The 19,504-nt window shown below is 59.0% G+C and carries 14 protein-coding genes and 2 tRNA genes; 5 read left to right on the top strand and 11 right to left on the bottom strand.

Features of this window, described 5'->3' with window-relative positions; all coding sequences use genetic code 11:
- Positions 1–142 precede the first annotated feature (142 nt).
- On the bottom strand, positions 143–1,342 hold the full coding sequence (locus OHL23_RS26140; RefSeq protein ID WP_263354992.1) for a S41 family peptidase: 1,200 nt from the start codon (positions 1,340–1,342) through the stop codon (positions 143–145).
- 239 nt (positions 1,343–1,581) lie between these two features.
- Between OHL23_RS26140 and OHL23_RS26145 the strand changes: the two genes are divergently transcribed.
- Positions 1,582–2,613, top strand: coding sequence for an LLM class flavin-dependent oxidoreductase (locus tag OHL23_RS26145; protein ID WP_263354993.1), 1,032 nt, complete (start codon positions 1,582–1,584; stop codon positions 2,611–2,613).
- Positions 2,614–2,624: 11 nt separating this feature from the next.
- Here OHL23_RS26145 and OHL23_RS26150 read toward each other — a convergent pair.
- Positions 2,625–2,701, bottom strand: a tRNA-Met gene (locus OHL23_RS26150).
- Between the two features lie 315 nt (positions 2,702–3,016).
- Here OHL23_RS26150 and OHL23_RS26155 point away from each other — a divergent pair.
- From OHL23_RS26155 to kdsB, 3 genes are all read left to right on the top strand, one after another.
- Positions 3,017–5,020: a putative bifunctional diguanylate cyclase/phosphodiesterase gene (locus OHL23_RS26155; protein WP_263354994.1), complete on the top strand. Its 2,004-nt coding sequence runs from the start codon at positions 3,017–3,019 to the stop codon at positions 5,018–5,020.
- Positions 5,021–5,148: 128 nt separating this feature from the next.
- Entirely contained in the window at positions 5,149–6,009 is an 861-nt protein-coding gene (locus OHL23_RS26160) for a hypothetical protein (RefSeq protein WP_263354995.1), read from the top strand.
- 66 nt (positions 6,010–6,075) lie between these two features.
- Positions 6,076–6,828, top strand: coding sequence for a 3-deoxy-manno-octulosonate cytidylyltransferase (gene kdsB / locus OHL23_RS26165; RefSeq protein WP_263354996.1), 753 nt, complete (start codon positions 6,076–6,078; stop codon positions 6,826–6,828).
- Here the strand turns inward: kdsB and OHL23_RS26170 are convergent.
- From OHL23_RS26170 to OHL23_RS26200, 7 genes are read right to left on the bottom strand one after another with little or no spacing between them, the layout of a single operon-like run.
- Positions 6,825–7,529 carry an HAD family hydrolase gene (locus tag OHL23_RS26170; protein WP_263354997.1) on the bottom strand — a complete coding sequence of 235 codons (705 nt, stop codon included), beginning with the start codon at positions 7,527–7,529 and terminating at the stop codon, positions 6,825–6,827. The two genes, kdsB and OHL23_RS26170, sit on opposite strands and share 4 nt — an antisense overlap.
- 4 nt (positions 7,530–7,533) lie before the next feature.
- Positions 7,534–10,440: an AsmA family protein gene (locus OHL23_RS26175; RefSeq protein WP_263354998.1), complete on the bottom strand. Its 2,907-nt coding sequence runs from the start codon at positions 10,438–10,440 to the stop codon at positions 7,534–7,536.
- Positions 10,441–10,442: 2 nt separating this feature from the next.
- Entirely contained in the window at positions 10,443–11,267 is an 825-nt protein-coding gene (gene lepB, locus OHL23_RS26180) for a signal peptidase I (protein ID WP_263354999.1), read from the bottom strand.
- Between the two features lie 59 nt (positions 11,268–11,326).
- A complete protein-coding gene (gene lepB, locus OHL23_RS26185) occupies positions 11,327–12,157 on the bottom strand; it encodes a signal peptidase I (protein ID WP_263355000.1) in 831 nt (276 codons plus the stop codon).
- Positions 12,158–12,216: 59 nt separating this feature from the next.
- Complete coding sequence (gene lepB / locus OHL23_RS26190) at positions 12,217–13,143, bottom strand: signal peptidase I (RefSeq protein ID WP_263355001.1); 927 nt, start codon at positions 13,141–13,143, stop codon at positions 12,217–12,219.
- On the bottom strand, positions 13,140–13,973 hold the full coding sequence (rnc, locus tag OHL23_RS26195) for a ribonuclease III (protein ID WP_263355002.1): 834 nt from the start codon (positions 13,971–13,973) through the stop codon (positions 13,140–13,142). Before rnc ends, lepB (OHL23_RS26190) begins: the two co-directional genes overlap by 4 nt.
- Positions 13,974–14,032: 59 nt before the next feature.
- Positions 14,033–15,877 carry a tetratricopeptide repeat protein gene (locus OHL23_RS26200; protein ID WP_263355003.1) on the bottom strand — a complete coding sequence of 615 codons (1,845 nt, stop codon included), beginning with the start codon at positions 15,875–15,877 and terminating at the stop codon, positions 14,033–14,035.
- Positions 15,878–16,394: 517 nt separating this feature from the next.
- On the opposite strand from OHL23_RS26200, the gene OHL23_RS26205 reads away from it, so the two are divergent.
- Positions 16,395–18,038 carry a glycosyl hydrolase family 28 protein gene (locus OHL23_RS26205; RefSeq protein ID WP_263355004.1) on the top strand — a complete coding sequence of 548 codons (1,644 nt, stop codon included), beginning with the start codon at positions 16,395–16,397 and terminating at the stop codon, positions 18,036–18,038.
- Positions 18,039–18,046: 8 nt separating this feature from the next.
- Here the strand turns inward: OHL23_RS26205 and OHL23_RS26210 are convergent, their stop codons facing one another.
- The gene (locus OHL23_RS26210; protein ID WP_263355005.1) at positions 18,047–19,339 is read right to left on the bottom strand and encodes a M24 family metallopeptidase; all 1,293 of its coding nucleotides are present in this window, start codon (positions 19,337–19,339) and stop codon (positions 18,047–18,049) included.
- 39 nt (positions 19,340–19,378) lie between these two features.
- Positions 19,379–19,494: transfer RNA gene (locus OHL23_RS26215), tRNA-OTHER, on the bottom strand.
- Positions 19,495–19,504 lie beyond the last annotated feature (10 nt).

Below are 19,504 nucleotides of genomic sequence, written 5' to 3' on the forward strand. Positions count from 1 at the left end.
ATGCCTCAGCCCGAGCCTACCACGCGGCAGAATATCTGGGTGTGAGCTTTTGACCGAGGGTACCAGTCCTTACAAGCCGGAAAAAGATTAGGGCGGCAGGAAAACCCTGCCGCCCCTAACCCTGCTTTCGTTCCAGATTAAGCTACGCGGCCTTGGCCTTCAGCAGCTCCAGCGCCTTATCCAGCGGAGCATCGGTCTTCGGCTGCGTGCCGGTTTCGTCCTCTTCCGCTTCCTGCTCCGGAGTCAGTCCGACCACAACACCAGGGGTCACGGCGTCTTCCAAAAATTTCTTGCCGCCTGGGCTGGAATACGTCGCCACCGTCAGAATCACCGCGGCGCCGTCAGGCAGTTCGATTGTCTTCTGCACAGAACCCTCGCCGAATGTGCGCTCGCCAACCAGATCAGCGCGCTTATCGTCCGCCAGCGCAGCAGCAGCCAGCTCAGCCGCGCCTGCCGTCCCGCGATTGACCAGCACCGCCAAAGGCGCATCGGTCACAAATTTGGATGGGTCCGCGCTAAAAGTTTGCGTCGGATACTTCTGTCCGCTCACCGTCGCCAGCGTGCCCTGCTTCAGGAAGAGGTTCGCCAGCCGCTCGCCCTGAGCTTCGTCGCCATCGCTCACGTCCCGCAGGTCCAACAGCACCTTCTTATTGCCGTTCTTCGCCATCGACTTCAGATGCGCGGCGATCTCGTCCACCCGCGCCGGCGTGAGCACCACCGGCTTCAGATACAGAATGCTCGCATTTTCATACTGCTGCTCGCCCAGCGCCGGAACAGAGACGATCGAGCGCGTCAGCGTGACCTTGTCTGGGTGATCCTGTTTATGCGGACGAATAAGCGAGAGCGTCACTTCCGAACCCGGCTTGCCTTCCAGCATCACCTTGATCATCGCCAGCGACATCTCCAGCGTGGACTTGCCTTCAATGGACTCGATCGCGTCGCCATCCGTAAAGTGCTCCTTCTCCGCCGGCGAGCCAGGCAAAACACTGACAACGACGGCGTAACCGAAGCGTTTTGAGACGGTTATGCCAATCTGCCCGTCCGCGCCAATGGGGTGGTCCTTGTAAATCTTGTATTCCGTCGGGGTCAGGTAGCTCGAGTCGGCGTCCAGCGTCTCCAGGAGGCCATGCAGCGCGCCCGACGTCACATCCGTCATGTTGGGCTCGGTCACATACTCGGCCTGGATATGTTTCAACACCTGCTGATACACGTTGATCTGCTTGTAAGCGCCATCGTCACTGGAGCCGGCGCGCACAGCCCGCAGGCCAAACTCTCCGGCGATGAGGGCCACGAGCAGACCCAGTGAAAGCACAAAGACAGAACGCTGAAAGAAACGGTTCATTGCCACCCCGAAACTGGACTCCGCGCCGCAAAGGCAGGGGAAATCCACACTACTAATAGACGCATGATACCGCAAACAGTATTCCAAAAGTGACGCGGCGCCATCCTGGCGGGTAAATTCTCTTCCCAGATCGGCTTCAGGTCGGCCTCTTGCCATCCTTCAAGACCGAAGCGCGCTGCCGAACTCCGACAGAGGCTTGACTTCCGCATCGCTTGCCCGGCTCCCTCATCCAATGATCCATGGAAAACAAAGGACTGGCAGTATCGGTTTTGGATCTGGTCGGCATGCGCTCCGGGGAGCCCGTGGGTAACGCCATCGCCCGCTCCGTCGATCTGGCGCAACACGTAGAGCAGTGGGGATATCGCCGCTTCTGGCTAGCCGAGCATCACTCCATCGCCGGCCTCGCCTGTTCCGCGACGCCGGTCCTTATCGGCCAGGTAGCCGGGGCGACCAAGACGATCCGTGTCGGCAGCGGTGGGGTCATGCTGCCCAATCACGCGCCGCTCGTCGTCGCCGAGCAGTTTGGCACCCTCGACGCCATTTATCCTGGCCGAATCGATCTCGGCCTCGGACGCGCTCCCGGTGGCGATGCGTACACCATGCGCGCCCTGCGCCGAGACCTGGCCCAGACCGGCGAAGATTTCCCCGCACTTCTGGCCGAACTCCAGACCTACCTCGGCCCCGCCAAACCCGGCCAAGCCGTCAAAGCCATCCCGGGACAGGGCAGCAATGTCCCGATCACCCTTCTCGGGTCGAGCACCTTCAGCGCACGGCTGGCTGCGATGCAAGGGCTGCCCTTTGCATTCGCGGCCCACTTCGCTCCCGACCATCTCTACAATGCGGCCCGTATCTATCGCAATGATTTCCGGCCCAGCGCAACGTTGCAAGAGCCGCACCTGATGGTCGCCGTCCCAATCATCGCCTCCGAAACCGATGCCGCTGCGCAAAGAATATTTACCTCCGCACAGCAGCGATTCCTCCGGCTGATCCGAAACCAGCCAGTCGAGCTGCTTCCGCCGGTCGATTCCATGGAGCCGCTCTGGCGCGAATTTGAAAGGGAAGCCGTAGACGCTCGCCTCGCCGAGGCGATTGTCGGGTCGGAGTCGACCGTGCAGGCCGGACTGGAACGCCTCGTAAGCGAGACAAACGCCGATGAAATCATTGTTGTGACCGACACCTACGAGCATCAGGACCGGCTCGACTCGTACCGGCGCGTCGCAGCCATCGCAAGCAGGACCAACTCTGGCGCCCGAAGCGCGCCCGTGCGCTGAGGAAGGATTTCTGGTGGCGGAGGGCGGGATCGAACCGCCGACCTACGGGTTATGAATCCGTCGCTCTAACCATCTGAGCTACTCCGCCGGGAGGGTACTGCAAGGCAGGGGGGCGCAACGAGGCGCCTATATGATGATACGGACCCCCGGATTGCAGGTCAAACTTGACCAACCGCGACAACCGCCTAACGGACGCGGCATTGGCACGATCCGGCCAGCCGCAAATCCGGTTTCACTGGGCCGATCTTCCGTCGGACGACAAATAGTTCATACGTATTAATCAATACCCCCCCTCCTGAGCCGATACCTACCTTATGGGCGAGATTACCTGCCAATAGAACCACAAAAAAGCCAACATTCCGGCAAATCTCCCGACCGCCCATACGGACCGTGGAGCCATAGAGTGAAAAGCCGCGCCATACGATTTCTTCCCGTCGACTTGCAGGGCATAGCTTTGATCGCCGCCATGATCGTTCTCCTGGTGCTCGGAGCGGTGAAGCTCAGCAACGTCGTTGCCGCGAATATGTTGCGCGCGGATGCGCAATCGACCTCCGGCAGTGGGGCCGCTGCGATCGAGCGCAGCACAGATATTCCTGCCCTAATCGCCGGAGCGACGCCGTCCGAAGAGACAAAAAACCTCCTCGAAGATGCCTCTCAGGATGGCGACATCTATCGCCTCCTCATCTGGAGCAGCTCCGGCCGCGTGGTTTTCGTTTCCGGGCGAAAGAGTCCCGCATCGGAACAGGCGAACATTCCCGAGGTCCGCAAAGAGAGAGTTGCAGGCGCCGTGGCATCCGGCAAAGCGTATACCGAAGCTTATGCCGGACATCCACCAGCGAGCCCGACGTATTTCGCCGATTCCTATATCCCGATCATGCGAAATGGATCTGTCGTCGGCGTGTTCGAGGTGTATCTCGATCAGACCGCCGACAAGGCGCTCTATGAGCGATCGCTTCTCCTCACGGAAAGCATCATTGCCATTGCGGTCCTGTTTGCAGGCGGGATCCCCGGATTTATGGTCTATCGCATGATGATGGCCCGCCGCGTGGCTCAGGCAGAGGCATTATTCCTGGCCGAGAACGACAATTTGACGCGCATCCCGAACCGAAAGGGGCTAGAAGAGGCGGCGGCAAGAGCCCTGTCATTGACCCGCCGCAATAAGACTCATGTCGCGGCCCTGTTCCTTGACCTGGATCGATTTAAAGATATCAATGACAGTTTTGGGCACGCTGCCGGCGATGAAGTGCTGCGGGCGCTTGCAAAACGTCTGGAGTCTGTCATTCGCAAAGAAGACATGGCGGCTCGGCTGGGAGGGGACGAATTCGTCATTCTGCAAGTGGGCATCGATCAGCCCGCCGGAGCCAGCTCTCTCGCGGAGCGACTCAAGAGGATTCTTTCCGAACCGTACGATATCGGCGGTTACGAAGTAGTCTGTGGGGCGAGCATCGGAGTTGCGATTGCTCCGACGGATGCCGAAACTTGGGATTCGCTGCTCTCCTGCGCAGACGTCGCTCTCTACAAGGCGAAGGCCGAGGGCCGCAATACCGTGCGCTTTTTTGAAGCTGGGATGGACGCTGCCTTCCGCGAACGCCGGCGGCTTGAGGCAGACCTGCGGCGCGCTCTGGAAACAAAAGCATTCCGAATGGAATATCAGCCGCTTGTCAGCTTTCGCGACGGCAACCTTCTTGGGTTTGAGGCCTTGCTACGCTGGCCAGAGGATTGGAAGCCGCAGCCACCAGCCGTATTTATTCCCGTTGCAGAAGAGTCTGGCCTGATCGTTCCCATCGGCGCCTTGGTGCTGGAGACCGCATGTAGAACGGCTGCCGCGTGGACGAAGCCTTTGAAGATAGCGGTGAACCTGTCCCCGGTCCAATTCCGGCACGGAGATATCGTTGCCGTTGTCCAGGAGGCTTTGCATGTCTCTGGACTTGACCCCGCCCGCCTGGAGTTGGAAGTTACCGAAAGTCTGTGGCTTCAAAACACAGATGTGGTGCTTGACCAGCTTGCGCGGCTTCGTGGAATGGGGATATCGATCGCGCTGGATGATTTTGGCACTGGCTATTCAAGTCTGACCTATCTCTGGAAGTTTCCGTTCGACAAGGTCAAGATCGATCGTTCGTTTGTGACTGAGATGGAGATAGACCTGAAGGCATCTGCCATCGTAAGCACGATTGTGGCGTTGGGCAGGACTCTCGATCTTACCGTCACCGCGGAAGGAGTGGAAACGCAGGCACAGGCGAATGCTCTCTGCGAGGCGGGTTGCGATCAAGCTCAAGGTTACTTGTTTGGCAGGCCGCTTTCTTTAAAGGCCGCTAACGAACTTGTCAACGCCGATCGGGCATCGAGCACGGGGCCACCGTGTAGCTGCTTCCCATCACCAATCAACTTCAAACCGACATCAGCCTGATGCATCTCCACAGGAAGCCCGGCCAGGCATGCATTGGGAAGTCCGCGCAATCTATTACGCGTTTAACGCTCACTTACTCCGCTCGATCGGGAGTTTGCTCGAATCGTGAATGGCTTTATTTCTGTCGATTGCTTATCGTCCTCTCCCTGTTGGCCGGCGTAGCTCGTGCTCAGGCCGGGCCGCCGTTCCGAACAGACGATCCCGAGACGCCGGGCAGCAAGCAATGGGAGATCAACTTCGGCTGGCTGGGCGACCGCAATTCCACGGAAGGCTCTTATTCCATTCCGGACTTCGACATCAATTACGGCCTGGGGAACCGTATCCAGCTCAAGTACGAACTGCCAATAGCCATTCATGAAGTGTTGGCAAACCCCGGAAATGAAACTGGGGCTCCCCCATCAATCGACATCGATCTCGGAGAGTCGCTGCTGGGCGTAAAGTGGCGATTCTATGAGCACATACCGGCATCTGTTGCTTCGGACACGGAAGATGAGGAAACACCCGAATCAAATTTCTCATTCTCGACCTATCCCCAGCTCTCGATTCAATATCCGACGACTCGGACTTCTCAGGATGGCCTGGTTGGTGGACCGCAATTTCTGCTCCCGCTGGAAGCAAACGCGCGCATCGGACCCTTCCGCGTCGACGGTGAGGCGGGCTATTGGTTCACCGACCGGAGCGTTCCGCAATCATGGATACGTGGCGTGATCGTTGGACGCGAGTTCACCAGGAAGACCGAAGCATACATCGAACTCTATGACCAACAGGATGCCAATCGCGTCAATGGCCTCGCAAAGAAACGAGAAGCTACTCTCGGCCCTGGTGGGCGCCATTCGCTCAACAGAAATAACACCGTCCTGCTCTTGTTGATGGCTGGGCGCAGCTTTCAGAAAATAGCGCCTGCAAATGCCCAACCGAACTGGATTGGATACGCCGGCCTTCAACTGCTTCTGGGACCGAGACAGAGGACTGGCCAGATCGAGAGATAACGACGCAGCGACCGGAAAACTGCCGTCGACTGGGGGATCCACATCCGCCGTTTAGACTCAAGGATGATGAGTAGAGGAAAAATTCTTGGCGTCATTCCGGCGCGGCTCGCTTCCACCCGATTGCCCCGCAAAGTGCTTCGCGAAATCGCTGGCAAACCCATGGTGGAGTGGGTCTGGCGCGCCGCAGTCGCCAGCCGCCAGATGGACGAGGTTGTCGTCGCAACCGACTCCGCCGAAGTGGAAGAAGCTTGCCGGGAACGCGGAATTCCCGTGGCCATGACGTCGCCTGAATGCGCCAGCGGCAGCGACCGTGTCTACGAGGTTTCGCGGCAGATCGCCGCTGAGATCTACGTCAACATTCAGGGCGACGAGCCTTTGCTGACTCCGGATCACTTCGCGCCCATGCTGGCTCTCTTTGCACGTACAGAAGTGCAGGTGAGCACTATCTCTGTTCCCTGCCCTGCGAGTGATTTCGCCAACCCCAACGCGGTGAAGGTCGTAACCGCCGCAGATGGCCGCGCGCTCTACTTTTCCCGCTCCACCATCCCCTTCGACCGTGACCGGATCGGCTTCACCGGCTATCGCAAGCATCTTGGCCTCTACGCCTACCGGAAAGCGGCGTTGGAGCAATTTGCCGCGCTCGCGCCATCTCCGCTCGAACAGATCGAGCGCCTTGAACAGTTAAGATTGCTCGAAAACGGCATTTCGATTTATGTAGGACAAGCCGAAGGCGACAGCATCGGTGTCGACACGGAAGACGATCTTCAGCGCGCCAATGAGATCCTGGGTGCAATTCTGCGCGGACGCCAGCAGCCTTAAATAGCTAACGGGACAAAGTGCAACAGAATCGTCTGATCTTCCGGCGCCAGTTCCACCTTGATCCCCGTAAGGTCGGTCACCAGGTAGTGGGCCGCGCTCAGTTCCTCGACGGAGTGAGAAAAGGTCGTTCCGATGACCGTGCATCCAGCCGCGCGCCCGGCTTTGGTTCCTGAAGCGGAGTCCTCAAAGACCACGCAGTCTCGCGGGTCTAGCTCCAGTATCTCCGCGCCGCGCAAATAGGGCTCCGGATGCGGTTTGCCATTCGTGACATGATCCGCCGTCGTAATGTGCTTGGGAACCGGAATGCCGCCCGCAGCCATGCGGACACGCGCCAGCCGTTCGGTCGCCGAGGTCACCACCGTCCAGCGATAGGCCGGTAAGGCGGCAAGCAGGTCCAGCACACCGGGAAGCACGGCAAGCCCTTCCTTATCCGCGATTTCCAGGTCTTCGATGAACTTCAACTCGGCCTCATCGTCCAGATCGGGTCGCAGCTTGCGGATGGTCTCGATGGCCCGGCAGCCGTGCGCGGTATGAATCGCCGTGGTCGGGTCGATTCCGCGAGCGAGTCCCCAGGTACGCCAGCTTCGTTCCACCGATCCCAGCGAAGAGATGAGAATCCCATCCATGTCGAAGAGAACGCCTTTGCAGCGGACTGTTACAGGAGCCGAGATTACAGAAGCAGAAGAGGAAGAAGCCGTCATTCCTCTATTTTACGGCGGGCGTCCGATCCGGCTGACCGCGCCGAGTTGCGGACTTCGACGCGAATGCCAATTTGGCAGGCCCACCAAAGGGTATTTCACCAGCCATACTCAGAGTCCGTCGAGCGACGCGCATCGTATTCTCGCCCACTTGCACCGTTCCGCCGTGGATGGTCGCGACTCCCTTCCACTCGTCGAATTTCGTATCCGCAGGCTTCGATTCCTCAGATTTCGTTTCCCGAGGTTTTTCTTCCTCTGCTCGCTCCTTCGGCTCGTCCCCGGTTGTCGTCGAGATCGCGCCGTTCTGCCAGTCGAAGTTGAGATTCCCGGAGGCAGACGCCACCAAATCCTTGGGCGTCAATCCGGAAAGATGAATATTGCCACTACTGCTCACCGGTCCGCCTGTCCACTTGGCCTCGATCAATGCTCCGGTAGACGTCGCGCTGAGATGAGAAAAATTAGCATCGAACGTATAATCCGGCCTGTCGCTGGCCCACGCAAAGCGGCCGGTTCCCTTCGCCGAGCCGCCCAGCAAATCGGCTTCCCAATCCTCGAGAAGAATTTCGTTTTCCTTCAACCGCATGTGAATGACGGGCTTTTGCAACACTACCGCGCCAATCGCCAGGGCATCCGCCTGAACATTCACAGCAACTTCCGGCCATTTTGGCTTCTCGGAAGACCGCATCCGGTCAAGCAGCGGGGAAAGCAGCGATTTCTCCTCGGGAGTTCCGACAAGGGCGGACTGCACCACCGCAGCGTCGAGCGATCCAAAACGCAATTGGACGGCGGGCACGCACTCGCCGGGAGATCCAGTCTTGCAGTTCGTAGGAGCATTGACCTGTGCCGAGCCTCGAATCTGGTCTTTGCCAGCATCCTTGGCGCTTCCGTAAGTGAAGTCGGATGCAAAAGCCACGTCAGAGCCGGAAAATGTGATCGTCGCCTGCAGCATGTCGACGGGACGGGCCAGATAAGCCGCCTTCCATTGCGCGTGGTGCAGTTGCACAGTTCCGGAGACGGAGTCGCGTCCCAGGAGATCCGTGGGCGCCGCAGTCGAGGCCGACAGCCTCGATTTTCGCCCCGCACTCATCGAGGCTTTGGCGGAAGCTGACGTAGGCGAAGGAGCATTCGCAGCACTTACCCCATCCTGCAGAGATGCTGCAACATCCGCTGCGGGAATCCACGGACCAGTCGCGGTAACATCAACATCCGCGGTTCCTCCGGTAAAGCCGTCCGCCGCGTCCAGGTGCGGCAAACCAAAGCCATAAGCCAGCTCGCGAACTCTCGCGGTCCCGGCAGTTCCGGTTAACGCAGCATCGAAGCCTCGCGCGCCGACCCCGATCCGTACCGCAATCGCCTGCACCGGAGCCGCCGCTCCCCTGCTCGATTTGGGGTCGCCCGACGGGGCAGCAGTCTGCTGGACAGGAGTTTGTAGAACAGGCGCTCCAGCCCCCAAAGCAATCGTGAACTTCGTCCCTAATCCCGCGCCATTCGCAAAACCGGGCACAAACGACGGAGTCCAGACCATCTTTGGCAGCACCACCGGCTCTTTCAACTCCCCGCCCTTGATCTGGCCGCCGTCGACCGTAATCGTTCCCTTCAATTTCGTTGGTACGGCCTCAATCCCCTTTGCAGAATCCGCGAGCCTCTTTTGTTCCCGGCGATGCAATGTTCCCTTCGTCGTCCGGCTGTCCGGCTCCTCGGCAGGCTGGCTATAACTCAGGCTGCCGTTGGCATTCCCTGCGACCGAAAGACCGGGCGCAAAGCCGCTGCGAATCGTGCGCAGCATATCCAGACCCGCCTGTAGCGGAACCTGCTGCACCTCCAGCGTCGCCTCCGGCTCGCCCGCATTCCCCGGCAGCTCTGCCTTCAGATGCAGCCGTCCATCGCCGATGGCTGTGTCACACCCCAGTTGGTGCAATGCGTTCTGCGAGTGCTGAAAACGAAAGTTGCAGTTGGCGTCGAAGTCCATCGGCACCGCAGGCGAAAACTCTTCGCGCCGCACCCCGGTCGCACGCAGCCGCGCTCTGGTCTGGGCGCTCTCGGGAGTGCCCTGCACGTCGATATCCGCCGTCACATCGCCGCGCCATCCGGCGTCTGATCCGAACAGCAGCCGCGAAAGCTGGCCGAGCTGCGCATTGCGCCACTCCATCTGAAGCTGAATCGGCATGGCGCGAAGCTCCGCTGCACTTTGCAGACGGGCCTCCATGCGTACTTCGCCCGTGTCCCCAAGGCTCATCTCGATATCCGTGCGCACCGGCTGTCCGCGCAGGCGCACACGCCACTTGCCCGGCTCATCCTGCCACAGCGAAAGATCCGCGCTGACCAGAGAATATGGGCTCTTTTCGGCCCCATTCTTCAAGTTCACGCGAGAATTCGTCGCCTCAAGATAGGGAAAATGGGCCGACGCTCCCATCACCGGCGCACCTGTTGACCGGCTGCCTCCGCCGGTCAACGCAGGTTGAGCGCCCAACATCAGGGAGCTCAGATTCCAGCGCCCCCGGGCCGACCGCACAAGATTCAGGCTGGCCTCATCGACACTGACGCGGTAGATCTCAAGCTTGCCCCGCCACAACGACTGCAACCGCACCGAAGCGACAACCGTTCGCGCCGAGAGAATCGGCTCCGCGCCAAACTCCGGGTCTTCGCTGACCGAGAGATCGTGCAGCACAAACCCCGGAAGCGGAAGCAAGCGAAGCTCCACGCTGGACATATGCACCGGCCGGCCGAGCGACTGCGTCATCAGCGCGGCAACCCTGCGCTGATACCGGCTGATATTGATGAGAGGCGGCAGCACCAGACCGGCGGCGAGCAGCGCGATCAGGCCCGCTGCCACCGTGATACGGCGTCTCCAGCGGGTCTTGCTTTTCTCTTGGCCCGTCTGCGCTCTTTCCGCCCGAGCGCCTTGGTCCGTCATGGTCAGTTCACCATGTGCAGGGTACGCTTCCAGCGGGTATCGGTGAAGAAATGCAGCACCACATGCCCCATCCAGGAGATGCGGTCGCCAATCCCTGTCTTGTCCATCTGGTCATCCGGTGTCTTAAAGGACCAGTAGTTGAACAGAGGCCGTCCAACAATGTTGGCGCGCGGCACAAATCCCCAGAAGCGCGAATCGAGACTGTTATGCCGATGATCTCCCATCATGAAAAACATCCCGGGCGGCACAACCAGATCGTTGCCCTGAATATGATTCGGCAGATCGACCGCCCACTCCTCGGTGACATCGTTCGCTTCCGTTGGCGAAACCGAAGGAAAATCATCGATATACGGGTAATAGGTGTCGCCTGGCCAGAGCGCGGCCTTAGGCTCATTCTGTGCCACGCCGTTCAGGATCACGACTCCGTTGCGCAGATGAATATGATCTCCGGGAACACCAATCAGCCGCTTCACCAGAAACATATCCGGATTGCCAGGCTTGAGAAACACGACAATATCGCCCCGTTTTGGCTCGCGATAATGAACCAGCGGCATCCACGAAGCCGTGGGAGCGAGGGTAATGCGATCCACCAGCAGGTGATCGCCAACCAGCAGCGTCTTCTCCATCGACCCGGAGGGAATCACAAAATTCTGCGCCAGAAATGTGAGGATGAAAAGACCGATGACCAACACGGAACAGATGCTCGCAAGCGCCTCAAACGGCGTCTCCTCAACACGTTCCCCTGCGTTGGAATTCACCTTCGCGTCGGTCTCCGCGATCTCGCCGGGTGCGGGCTTTTCCATTACAAGTCTGTCTGCCTTGGCCATGTTTCCTTTATTCCGTAGCCCCGTTTGCGCGACTTTTCAGACTACCAACTATCCTCATGCTACCTCACCGGATTAAGAGTGCGCTTCCAGCGGGTATCGGTAAAGAAATGAAGCACCACGTTCCCCATCCAGGCAATCTGGTTCGCAAGCCCCGTCTTGTACATCTGGTCGTCGGGAGTTTTGAAGGACCAGTAATTGAACAGAGGCCGTCCTACGATGTTGGCGCGAGGCGTAAATCCCCAGAAGCGCCCGTCATTGCTGTTGTGCCGATTGTCGCCCATCATGAAGTACATGCCGGGCGGAACCACGAGGTCGTTGCCCTGAATGTGATTGGGCAGATCCACCGCCCACTCGGCGGTAACGCCACTGGCCTCCGAAGTCGGGACCGATGGGAAATCGTCGATGTAGGGAGAGTAAACATCTTCTGGCCGGGGTTTCACGTACGGCTCGTTCTGAGCCACGCCGTTGAGAATGACTATGCCATTGCGCAGGTGAATATGATCGCCGGGTACGCCGATCAATCGCTTCACAAGGTGCGTATCCGGCTGCCCCGGCCCGAAAAAGACCACTATATCGCCACGCTTCGGCTCACGATAATGCACCAGCGGCATCCAACTCGGCCGCGGAGCGATCGTAATGCGGTCGACCAGCAGGTGATCTCCAACCAGCAGGGCATCCAACATCGATCCGGACGGAATTAAGAAATTCTGCGCTAAAAAAGTGAGGATGAACATGCCAATTACCAGCACGGAACAGATGCTGGCCAGCGCTTCGAAAGGCGTCTCCTTCACCTCTGAAACAGCTTGAGAGCCGATCTCACCGTCTGCCCCTTTTGCCCCAATGAGGCGCGGAACAGGTCCATTGATCACCAGCTTGTCTTCCGTGGCCATGATCCCCTTGTCCCGTAGCCGATTTAGCCATTCACTTCGGTTCCCAAGCAAACCACGCGCTAATGAACTACCCGAAAAATACGCTTCCAGCGCGCAAACCCTTTCAGATGCGCCGAAACATCGCTTTCGTGCCCAAGTCTATCATCCGACGCCTGTTGAATATCTGTTCGCGACGGCCGCGTCAGCGAGAAGTAAATTACCAGCGGCCGGGCAATAATTTCGTCGCGCGACACAAACCCCCAGTACCGCGAATCTCGGCTGTGATTGCGATTATCCCCAAGCATGAAATACTTGCCCGGCGGAATCACCAGCTCGCCATTTTTCGTCGACTGCTGCAACTGCTTCCACCAGCCCGGCTCCACGCCCGGGTCGCTGTAGATGTTGGTCGGAAAATGATCGAGATAGGGGTTGTCCGAAGTCGGCTCAAAGGCCGCATACGGCTCGTCCAGCACCTGCCCGTTGATCGAAACCTGCCCATTATCGATCCGCAGACGGTCGCCAGGCAGCCCAATCACGCGCTTCACCAGATACTCCCTTGGGTCCAGCGGCGAATGGAAGGTGACGATCTCGCCGCGCTGCACTCCGGCATAGGGCAAAATGCGCTTCCAGATTCCAGCCGGCGCCAAAGCGGAGCGATTCATCAGCAGAAAATCCCCCACCAGCAGCGTATGCTCCATGCTCTCGGACGGGATCACCATCGGCTGCGCCAGAAATGTCAGCACAAAGAGCGCAACGATGATCGTTTTCAGCAAAGACGATACCGCCTCGGGCAAGCCATGCCGCACATCGTGCGCAATTGCCTGACGGATGCCAAAGACCGGATGACCATTGCCTTGCGAGACCTGATTTGTAGGAACGGGACCTGTCGAGACCGTGCCTGACGACACAGCGCCAAGCGCAACCGCCTCACCCGGCGCGAAAGAGCCAGAGCTGGCCCCGGAGCGCTCCCGCTCCATCTCCGCCGGAAAAGTGGGCGTCCTGTTCATACCTGCGCTGGCTCCTGCATGACCAGCAAAGCCAGGGCGCGCCGCGCGGCCTCCTGCTCTGCCTTTTTCTTGGTGGTCCCAATTCCGCTTGCCAGCGAATCACCCATCTGACCGTCCGCCGTTCTCAGCCGCACTTCCACCTGAAATCGCTTGCGGTGGTCCGGGCCGCTTTCGCTTTCGACAAGATACACCGGAACTCCCGCTCGCGTCGCCTGTAAGTGCTCCTGCAGCGCAGACTTGTGATCGCCAAGAGCCGCACCGGAGAGCAGTTCCCGCGCGAGATCGTCCGCAGCCGGACCCAGAATATGCATGCGGGCAAAGCGGCGCACCGGCTCCAGAGCGCCATCTCTTTTCGCGTCCTGTCCGGCATCCAGATACATCGCTGCAATCACCGCTTCCATGGCGTTGGCGAGAATCGCCACCTTCTTCCGTCCGCCGGATCGCTCTTCGCCCTTACCCAGACGCAGATGTTCGCCCAACCCGATGGCCAGGGCGACCTCCGCCATGTGGCGGCGGCTCACCAGTTGCGCGCGGATGCGAGTCAGCTCCCCCTCCTGCCAATCCGGATGAGCCTGGTACAGCGCCTCGGCGACCACCACTCCGAGCACCGCATCCCCCAGGAACTCAAGCCGCTCGTTGTCGCCGCGCTCGGTCAGACCACCCGCAAGTCCAACGTCGTCGGGCTTGCCCGTCGACTCCATCGACAGCTCATACGCCTGCGAACGGTGCGTTAACGCATGCAACAGCAGCTCCGGACGCGCAAATATATGCCCCAGTGCCGCCTCCAGCCGGGCCAACTCCGCGGATTGGGCGATAACCGCCTGTTCCATCTCTTTATGGTAGACGCAATTCCCCTTAGAAGAGATCCTTGCCCGCGAAAGCGATGCCTTTACTTTGGCGCCGTGACAGACGGCGGGGGTGCTGTAGGAAGGTTCGGCGCCGGCTTGCCGCCCGAATTATCCGTATCGTCATCCGCACCGTCCGTGTCCGCATTTTCCTCACAACTATGACCCTTCACCGCATACGCCGCCTTGACTCCACGCTCTGCCGCCAGCCGCGTATCCTGCTGCCCGTCGCGTACCGCCAGGGCCTCCTTGTATTGCGCGAGCGCCTCATCCCGTTTGCAATCCAGGTCCATCATCCGCCCGAGGTAGATGTGCGACCAGGCCAGTATCCGGGTCTCCTTGGCCGTCGACGCCGCCTTTTCAAATTCAGTCATCGCGTCCTGCGGATGCCCGGTAAGAATCGCCGCGCGCGCCAGAATGAAATTCGCTCGTCCCGTATCGACTGTCTCGCCGCCGGATACCATCGTCAGCGACTGGCGCGCCATCGCCGACGCCGTCGCATAGTCGCCCGCTGCCAGCCGCGCTTCCGCAAGATCCAGCCCTGTCAGCTTGCGCGGAGCCGAGCGCCGCAGAACATCGTCGTCCGCCTCTTTGTCAAACGTCACATCCCGGGCCCGATGAATCTCGTGATCCACATCCATGCTGTAGACCAGTTCGCCGATCGTGTCCTTGAGGCTCGCCGGGTCCTTCTCGAAAATGCCCAACTGCTCGTAAAAATATGCGGTCAGAACGTATCCCTGGGCCATGTCGTGGCGCACCTGAGCGATGCGCACCTGCTCCATCTTCTGGTTTACGGCATTTCGTTCGCTTTCGATCCGCTCAAAATCGGAGCGCTTTTCATCCTTCGGGGCGACGTACGGCTTGATCCCTGTATCCATCGTCCGCGCCTCGACCGCCTTGATAAGACACTCGATTGTCAGGTCCACAATGTCCGATCGAAGCCGGTAATCCAGTGGAGCGTCTCGTACTTCCTTCATAATCGGCAGAAAACGGTCCGTTGCGCTTGAACGCGAATATAAAAGCGGCTCGATCAGGTAGTGCAGGTACGTGTGCCGCACATCACTCATGCGAATCTGCCCGTTGACCGGCGAAACAACGTCGACGAAATCCGTCCCATAAACGCGCGCATTGATGGTGTGCGGGTTAAGTTGCGGCTCGACCACCACCAGAAAACGCCGACCGTCGTACGTGGAAGCGGGCATCTTAAGGTAGTAGTTGGTCGAGAGAATCATCTGCGTCAGGCCGTCATGCAGGCGGTTAACGATCTCGTCGTACCCATGGTGGTGGGTCAGCCAGATTCCGTGCAGATCGACAGCTGCAGCGAAATCCTTCAAGAGCGGAAGAATCTCCACCACCTGCGTCGAATCCGGCGGCATCTCAGGAAGTTCGACCGATGTCTCCAAATCCGGCGGCGGAGTGAGATAAAGCGCCAGCGAGATGTACTGAGAAATGTCCTTGATCGTCCCCGTCATGCGGTGCTGTGCGATGTACAGGCAAACCTTGTCTCTCTTGTCACGCGCATCCTCGCTCGCCGCCAGCGCCTGATTCACCTCATTGCGCACCTCTTGCCGGACCGGATCGCTTTCCGCGAGCCCTTCGTCATAACCGCAGGCATTCAGCGTAGCGGCCATGAAAAACAGCTGCTCGGAGTTCACCAGCTCAATCGCCGGACCTGCCGGGTCCACGAGCGACGGCGCCTTCTCCTGCGCAAATGCCGGCCCCGAAGAGGATGAGGACGAAGCACTCTGACCCGAATTGGCAGAACTGGAAGAGGCGGAATCAGGCCTCTTCGCTTGGGCCAGAACGAGAGCCGGGACAGCCAGCAGCCCTAGAGCAACGACAAACGAAGAGACAGCCGGCGGAACAATTCGAGAATTTCTACGGTTCAACATCATCCTGAAGTCTAGCCCATTTCTCCCGGCGCTGTGGAGTCTCGCCAGACCTGAATCAAGTCCGATTCGAGCCGGAGGTGAGACTCAAACAGTCCGGCAAACGTGAGCTTCACCCTTGATATCCTCGTGAGTGGACATAGCGCCGGCGCTATGTCTTCGAAAGGCTGCCAGAGACCATGCATAAATGTCCCGAATTCTAGGCAAACTCAAACCCAGGAAAACCAACCACATCCAGTAAAGATGACTTGACAGTTTCTGGGCGTCGCGCTCGCCCAAAATTGTTCCACGTGGAACAACGCAGCGTTCCACGGTGCTCCAAACTCGATGGCCGCGAGTCATCCCGACGCAAACTTCGCCCAATCCATCGAAATGGGCCGGAACTATCGCTGTTTGCCGGGCAACGGAATATACTACCGATCAACCCATATATTGCATATCTCACAGACCCGGATCGGTTTGCGACACAAATTCAGATAGAAAAAGCAACAAGGCTTTAGCTCAGAGGCAGGAGATTGTGACAAGGAATCAGACCGAAGGCAAAATTCTGATGAACAGACGCGGCTTCGTTCTGAAGGCCGGCTTATTCGCGGCGGGTTCGGCGTTCGGCTCTTCCCTCGTTGGCTGCGGAAGCGGAGAGCTTTATATCCCGTGTCTGGGTCCAGCCGCTGAGCCTGCGCCGGTCCCGGGAATGACCTATATTCGGGCCTCGCAGATTGGCTGCGCCCTCGACTGCAATCTTGAAAACGGGCGCAACAAGTACTCGGGCGGCGCTGCGACCGATGACGCGCCTCGGATCAATGCGGCGATGGCTGCCGCGTCCGCGAGCAATCCGATCACGCTCATCCTCGACGGGAGTGCGCTCATCTCCGGACTGTACATGCCGGCCGGCGGTTATTGGAGCATTGCGGGACTAGGCTGCGGAACGGGGTTCTTTATCAAGTCGGGCTCCAACAGCGATGGCATCCACAACGGCGGCCCGAATGCAGCCAATCCTTCCGATCCGGGACCGCCAGCCCCGCCGCGTGGTGCAAACGTCTCGCTCAGCAACTTCACCCTAAATGGCAACCAGGGAAACGGCCGCAACGGAGACTCCTCGACCGGTACGCGTCAGGGAAACGTGGCGAACGATTGGTACTTCGGAATCAACCTGATGAATCTGGACAACATCAGTATTCAAAATGTGGTTGTGGTAAATACCCCTGCTTACCACGTACGGCTCTCAAACGTCGGCCATGTCACGATCTCAGGGTGCGTGCTCAGAAGCAGCGGTGAAAACACGGACGGACTGCACTTCGACGGCCCGGCGAACGACATTGCGATTTCGAACTGCAGCTTCACCACCGGAGACGATGCGATTGCGCTGAATTGCCCAGAGGGTTACACCGGCAACATATCGCGTGTAACCGTCACCAACTGTACATTTAACAGCCTCACCCTGATGAGACTTTACACGGTCTCTCCGGACTGGGGGCCGATGTTCTATATCGACGATGTTAAAGTCACGAATTGCAGTGGTACAGTTTCGAATTGCGCTTTTCTGATTGGTACATGCCGGTACAGCAACCCAAACTCTGTCAATGGCTTGATTATCTCGGATTGCAGCCTTACAACCCCTGTGGTGCTGGATCTTGCAGCAAACTGGGGGACAATTGTGCTCACCAAGGTTTCCCATGTACCGCTCAATATCAATCAGGCTCCTGGGTTCGCCTTCGTGCGGACCTCACCGGTCTTCGCAGGAATGACCTACCTTGGCTCAAGTCTCTCCATCAACAATTGCACAATTACCAATAGCGAAGACTTCCCCGTCGCGGCCCTGATCCTGGAAAATGGCTCGACGATCAATAATTTGGAATTCAATGGATTTGCGGTGCAGGATGCATCTGGGACCTCTTTCTCCACCGCGCCCCAACTGCTCAACATCATGTCGGGATCAATCGGGCAATTGGCGCTCAGCTCTCTCAATAGTGCACACATCGCAGTTCCCGTATCCGCGGGCGGATTCTCGAGCATCGGATCTATTAGTGGGTCTGGCGTGCTGGCTACCGGCTGGGAATTTCCGGATTCTGTAATGGCAAATAATGTACCGTATATTTCGGCGAGCACACACCAGCCGTCGATCAAGATCGACGGCGTGGTTGAGTCCTATACGGGAGCTTGAGCTGGCCGCTATCCCTGCGCAAACGGCTCTTCGAGGGAGTGGCTCTGAGGGGTAAACAGGACAGCGCCATCGGGTGTAATGTGCATGTCGTCTTCGAGCCGGATGCCGAACTCGCCGCGCAGGTAAATTCCGGGCTCGTCCGAAAAGCACATCCCTGCTTCCAGCAGTTGCGAATTTCCTCGAACCAGGTATGGCCACTCGTGACCATCCATGCCGATGCCGTGACCGACACGATGGGTAAAATGTGCGTAATCCGGCCCGAATCCGGCGTCGTCGATCACTTTGCGCGCTGCTGCATCGACTGATCCGCAGGTTACGCCGGGCTTTGCCGCAGCGAGTGCCGCAGCCTGGGCGCGATGGACGACGTCAAAGACCTGTTTCATTTTGTCGGTCGCCTTGCCCACGGTAAAGCTTCGGCTGATGTCGGATTGATAGCCTTCCACGACGCAGCCATCGTCAATCAGGACCAGACTGCCCTCTTTCAGTACCTGCGGCTGGATCGAGCCGTGGGGTAACGCAGAGTAAGCATCCACCTGGCAGCTTGCATCGCCCGGGAAGCCGGTGAGTTGATACGCCGCGCCGATCCACTCGCTGACCTGCCGGTTTGTGATCCCGGGCCGAACCGACTTCCACGCAGCCTCGTAGACCGATAGCGTCACGTCATTGGCCAGTTGCATCAGCTTGAGTTCCGCTGTGCTCTTGATGGCCCGGCATCCTGCTGTCACAGGGGTGGCGCTGACGGTCTCGAAGCCCGGATTGGCTTTACGAACCCCGTCGGAAAAGACGAATGTGACGCGCTCTTCGATACCCAATTTTCCTGTGGTCAGGCCAAGGTCTTTGAGACCCTGCGCCACCAGCGCATAGGGATTCTCGTCTTCCTGCCATGTGTAGACTTTGGATGCTGCGCCTGCTGGAGCCTCGCGCATCTGTTCGCGGGCGCGCTCCTCTTCAAAGGCCGGGCAGACGTAAAACGGGGCGCCCTTTTGCGGCAAAATGGCGACGAAGAGGCGCTCGCTGTTCCACCAGCGGATGCCGGTGAAATAGACGAGGGAAGTTCCGCCGATGAGGGCAATGGCGTCGATTTGCTGGGCACGCATCAGTTCGCGGGCGCGCTCGAAGCGCTGTTCGCGTTCGGCGGCCGAGATGGGTTTTGCTTCCGCGCGGCGATCTTTCAACGCAGCGAGCGCGGGCGGCAGGCTGCTGGCGCTGGAGGCGAACTGGGCGACGCCTTTGGTTGCTGTGAGGACAGGCAGCGTGGCGGCTGCTGCGGAGGCAGAGAGGAAGCGGCGGCGGCTAAGCATATGTTTTCCAATGTACCGCGTCCGGATCGCGGGTGGGCTTGCGGGTGGTGGGTTAGTTTGAAACAAGACCCACCCTCGGGGGCTGAAGCCCTTTTATATTGCTGGACTGAATGTACGGGCTAAGGCCCGTACTCTTCAAACTGACCCACACCCGCTTCCGTATAC

The organism is Acidicapsa acidisoli, assembly GCF_025685625.1.
GTDB lineage: Bacteria > Acidobacteriota > Terriglobia > Terriglobales > Acidobacteriaceae > Acidicapsa > Acidicapsa acidisoli.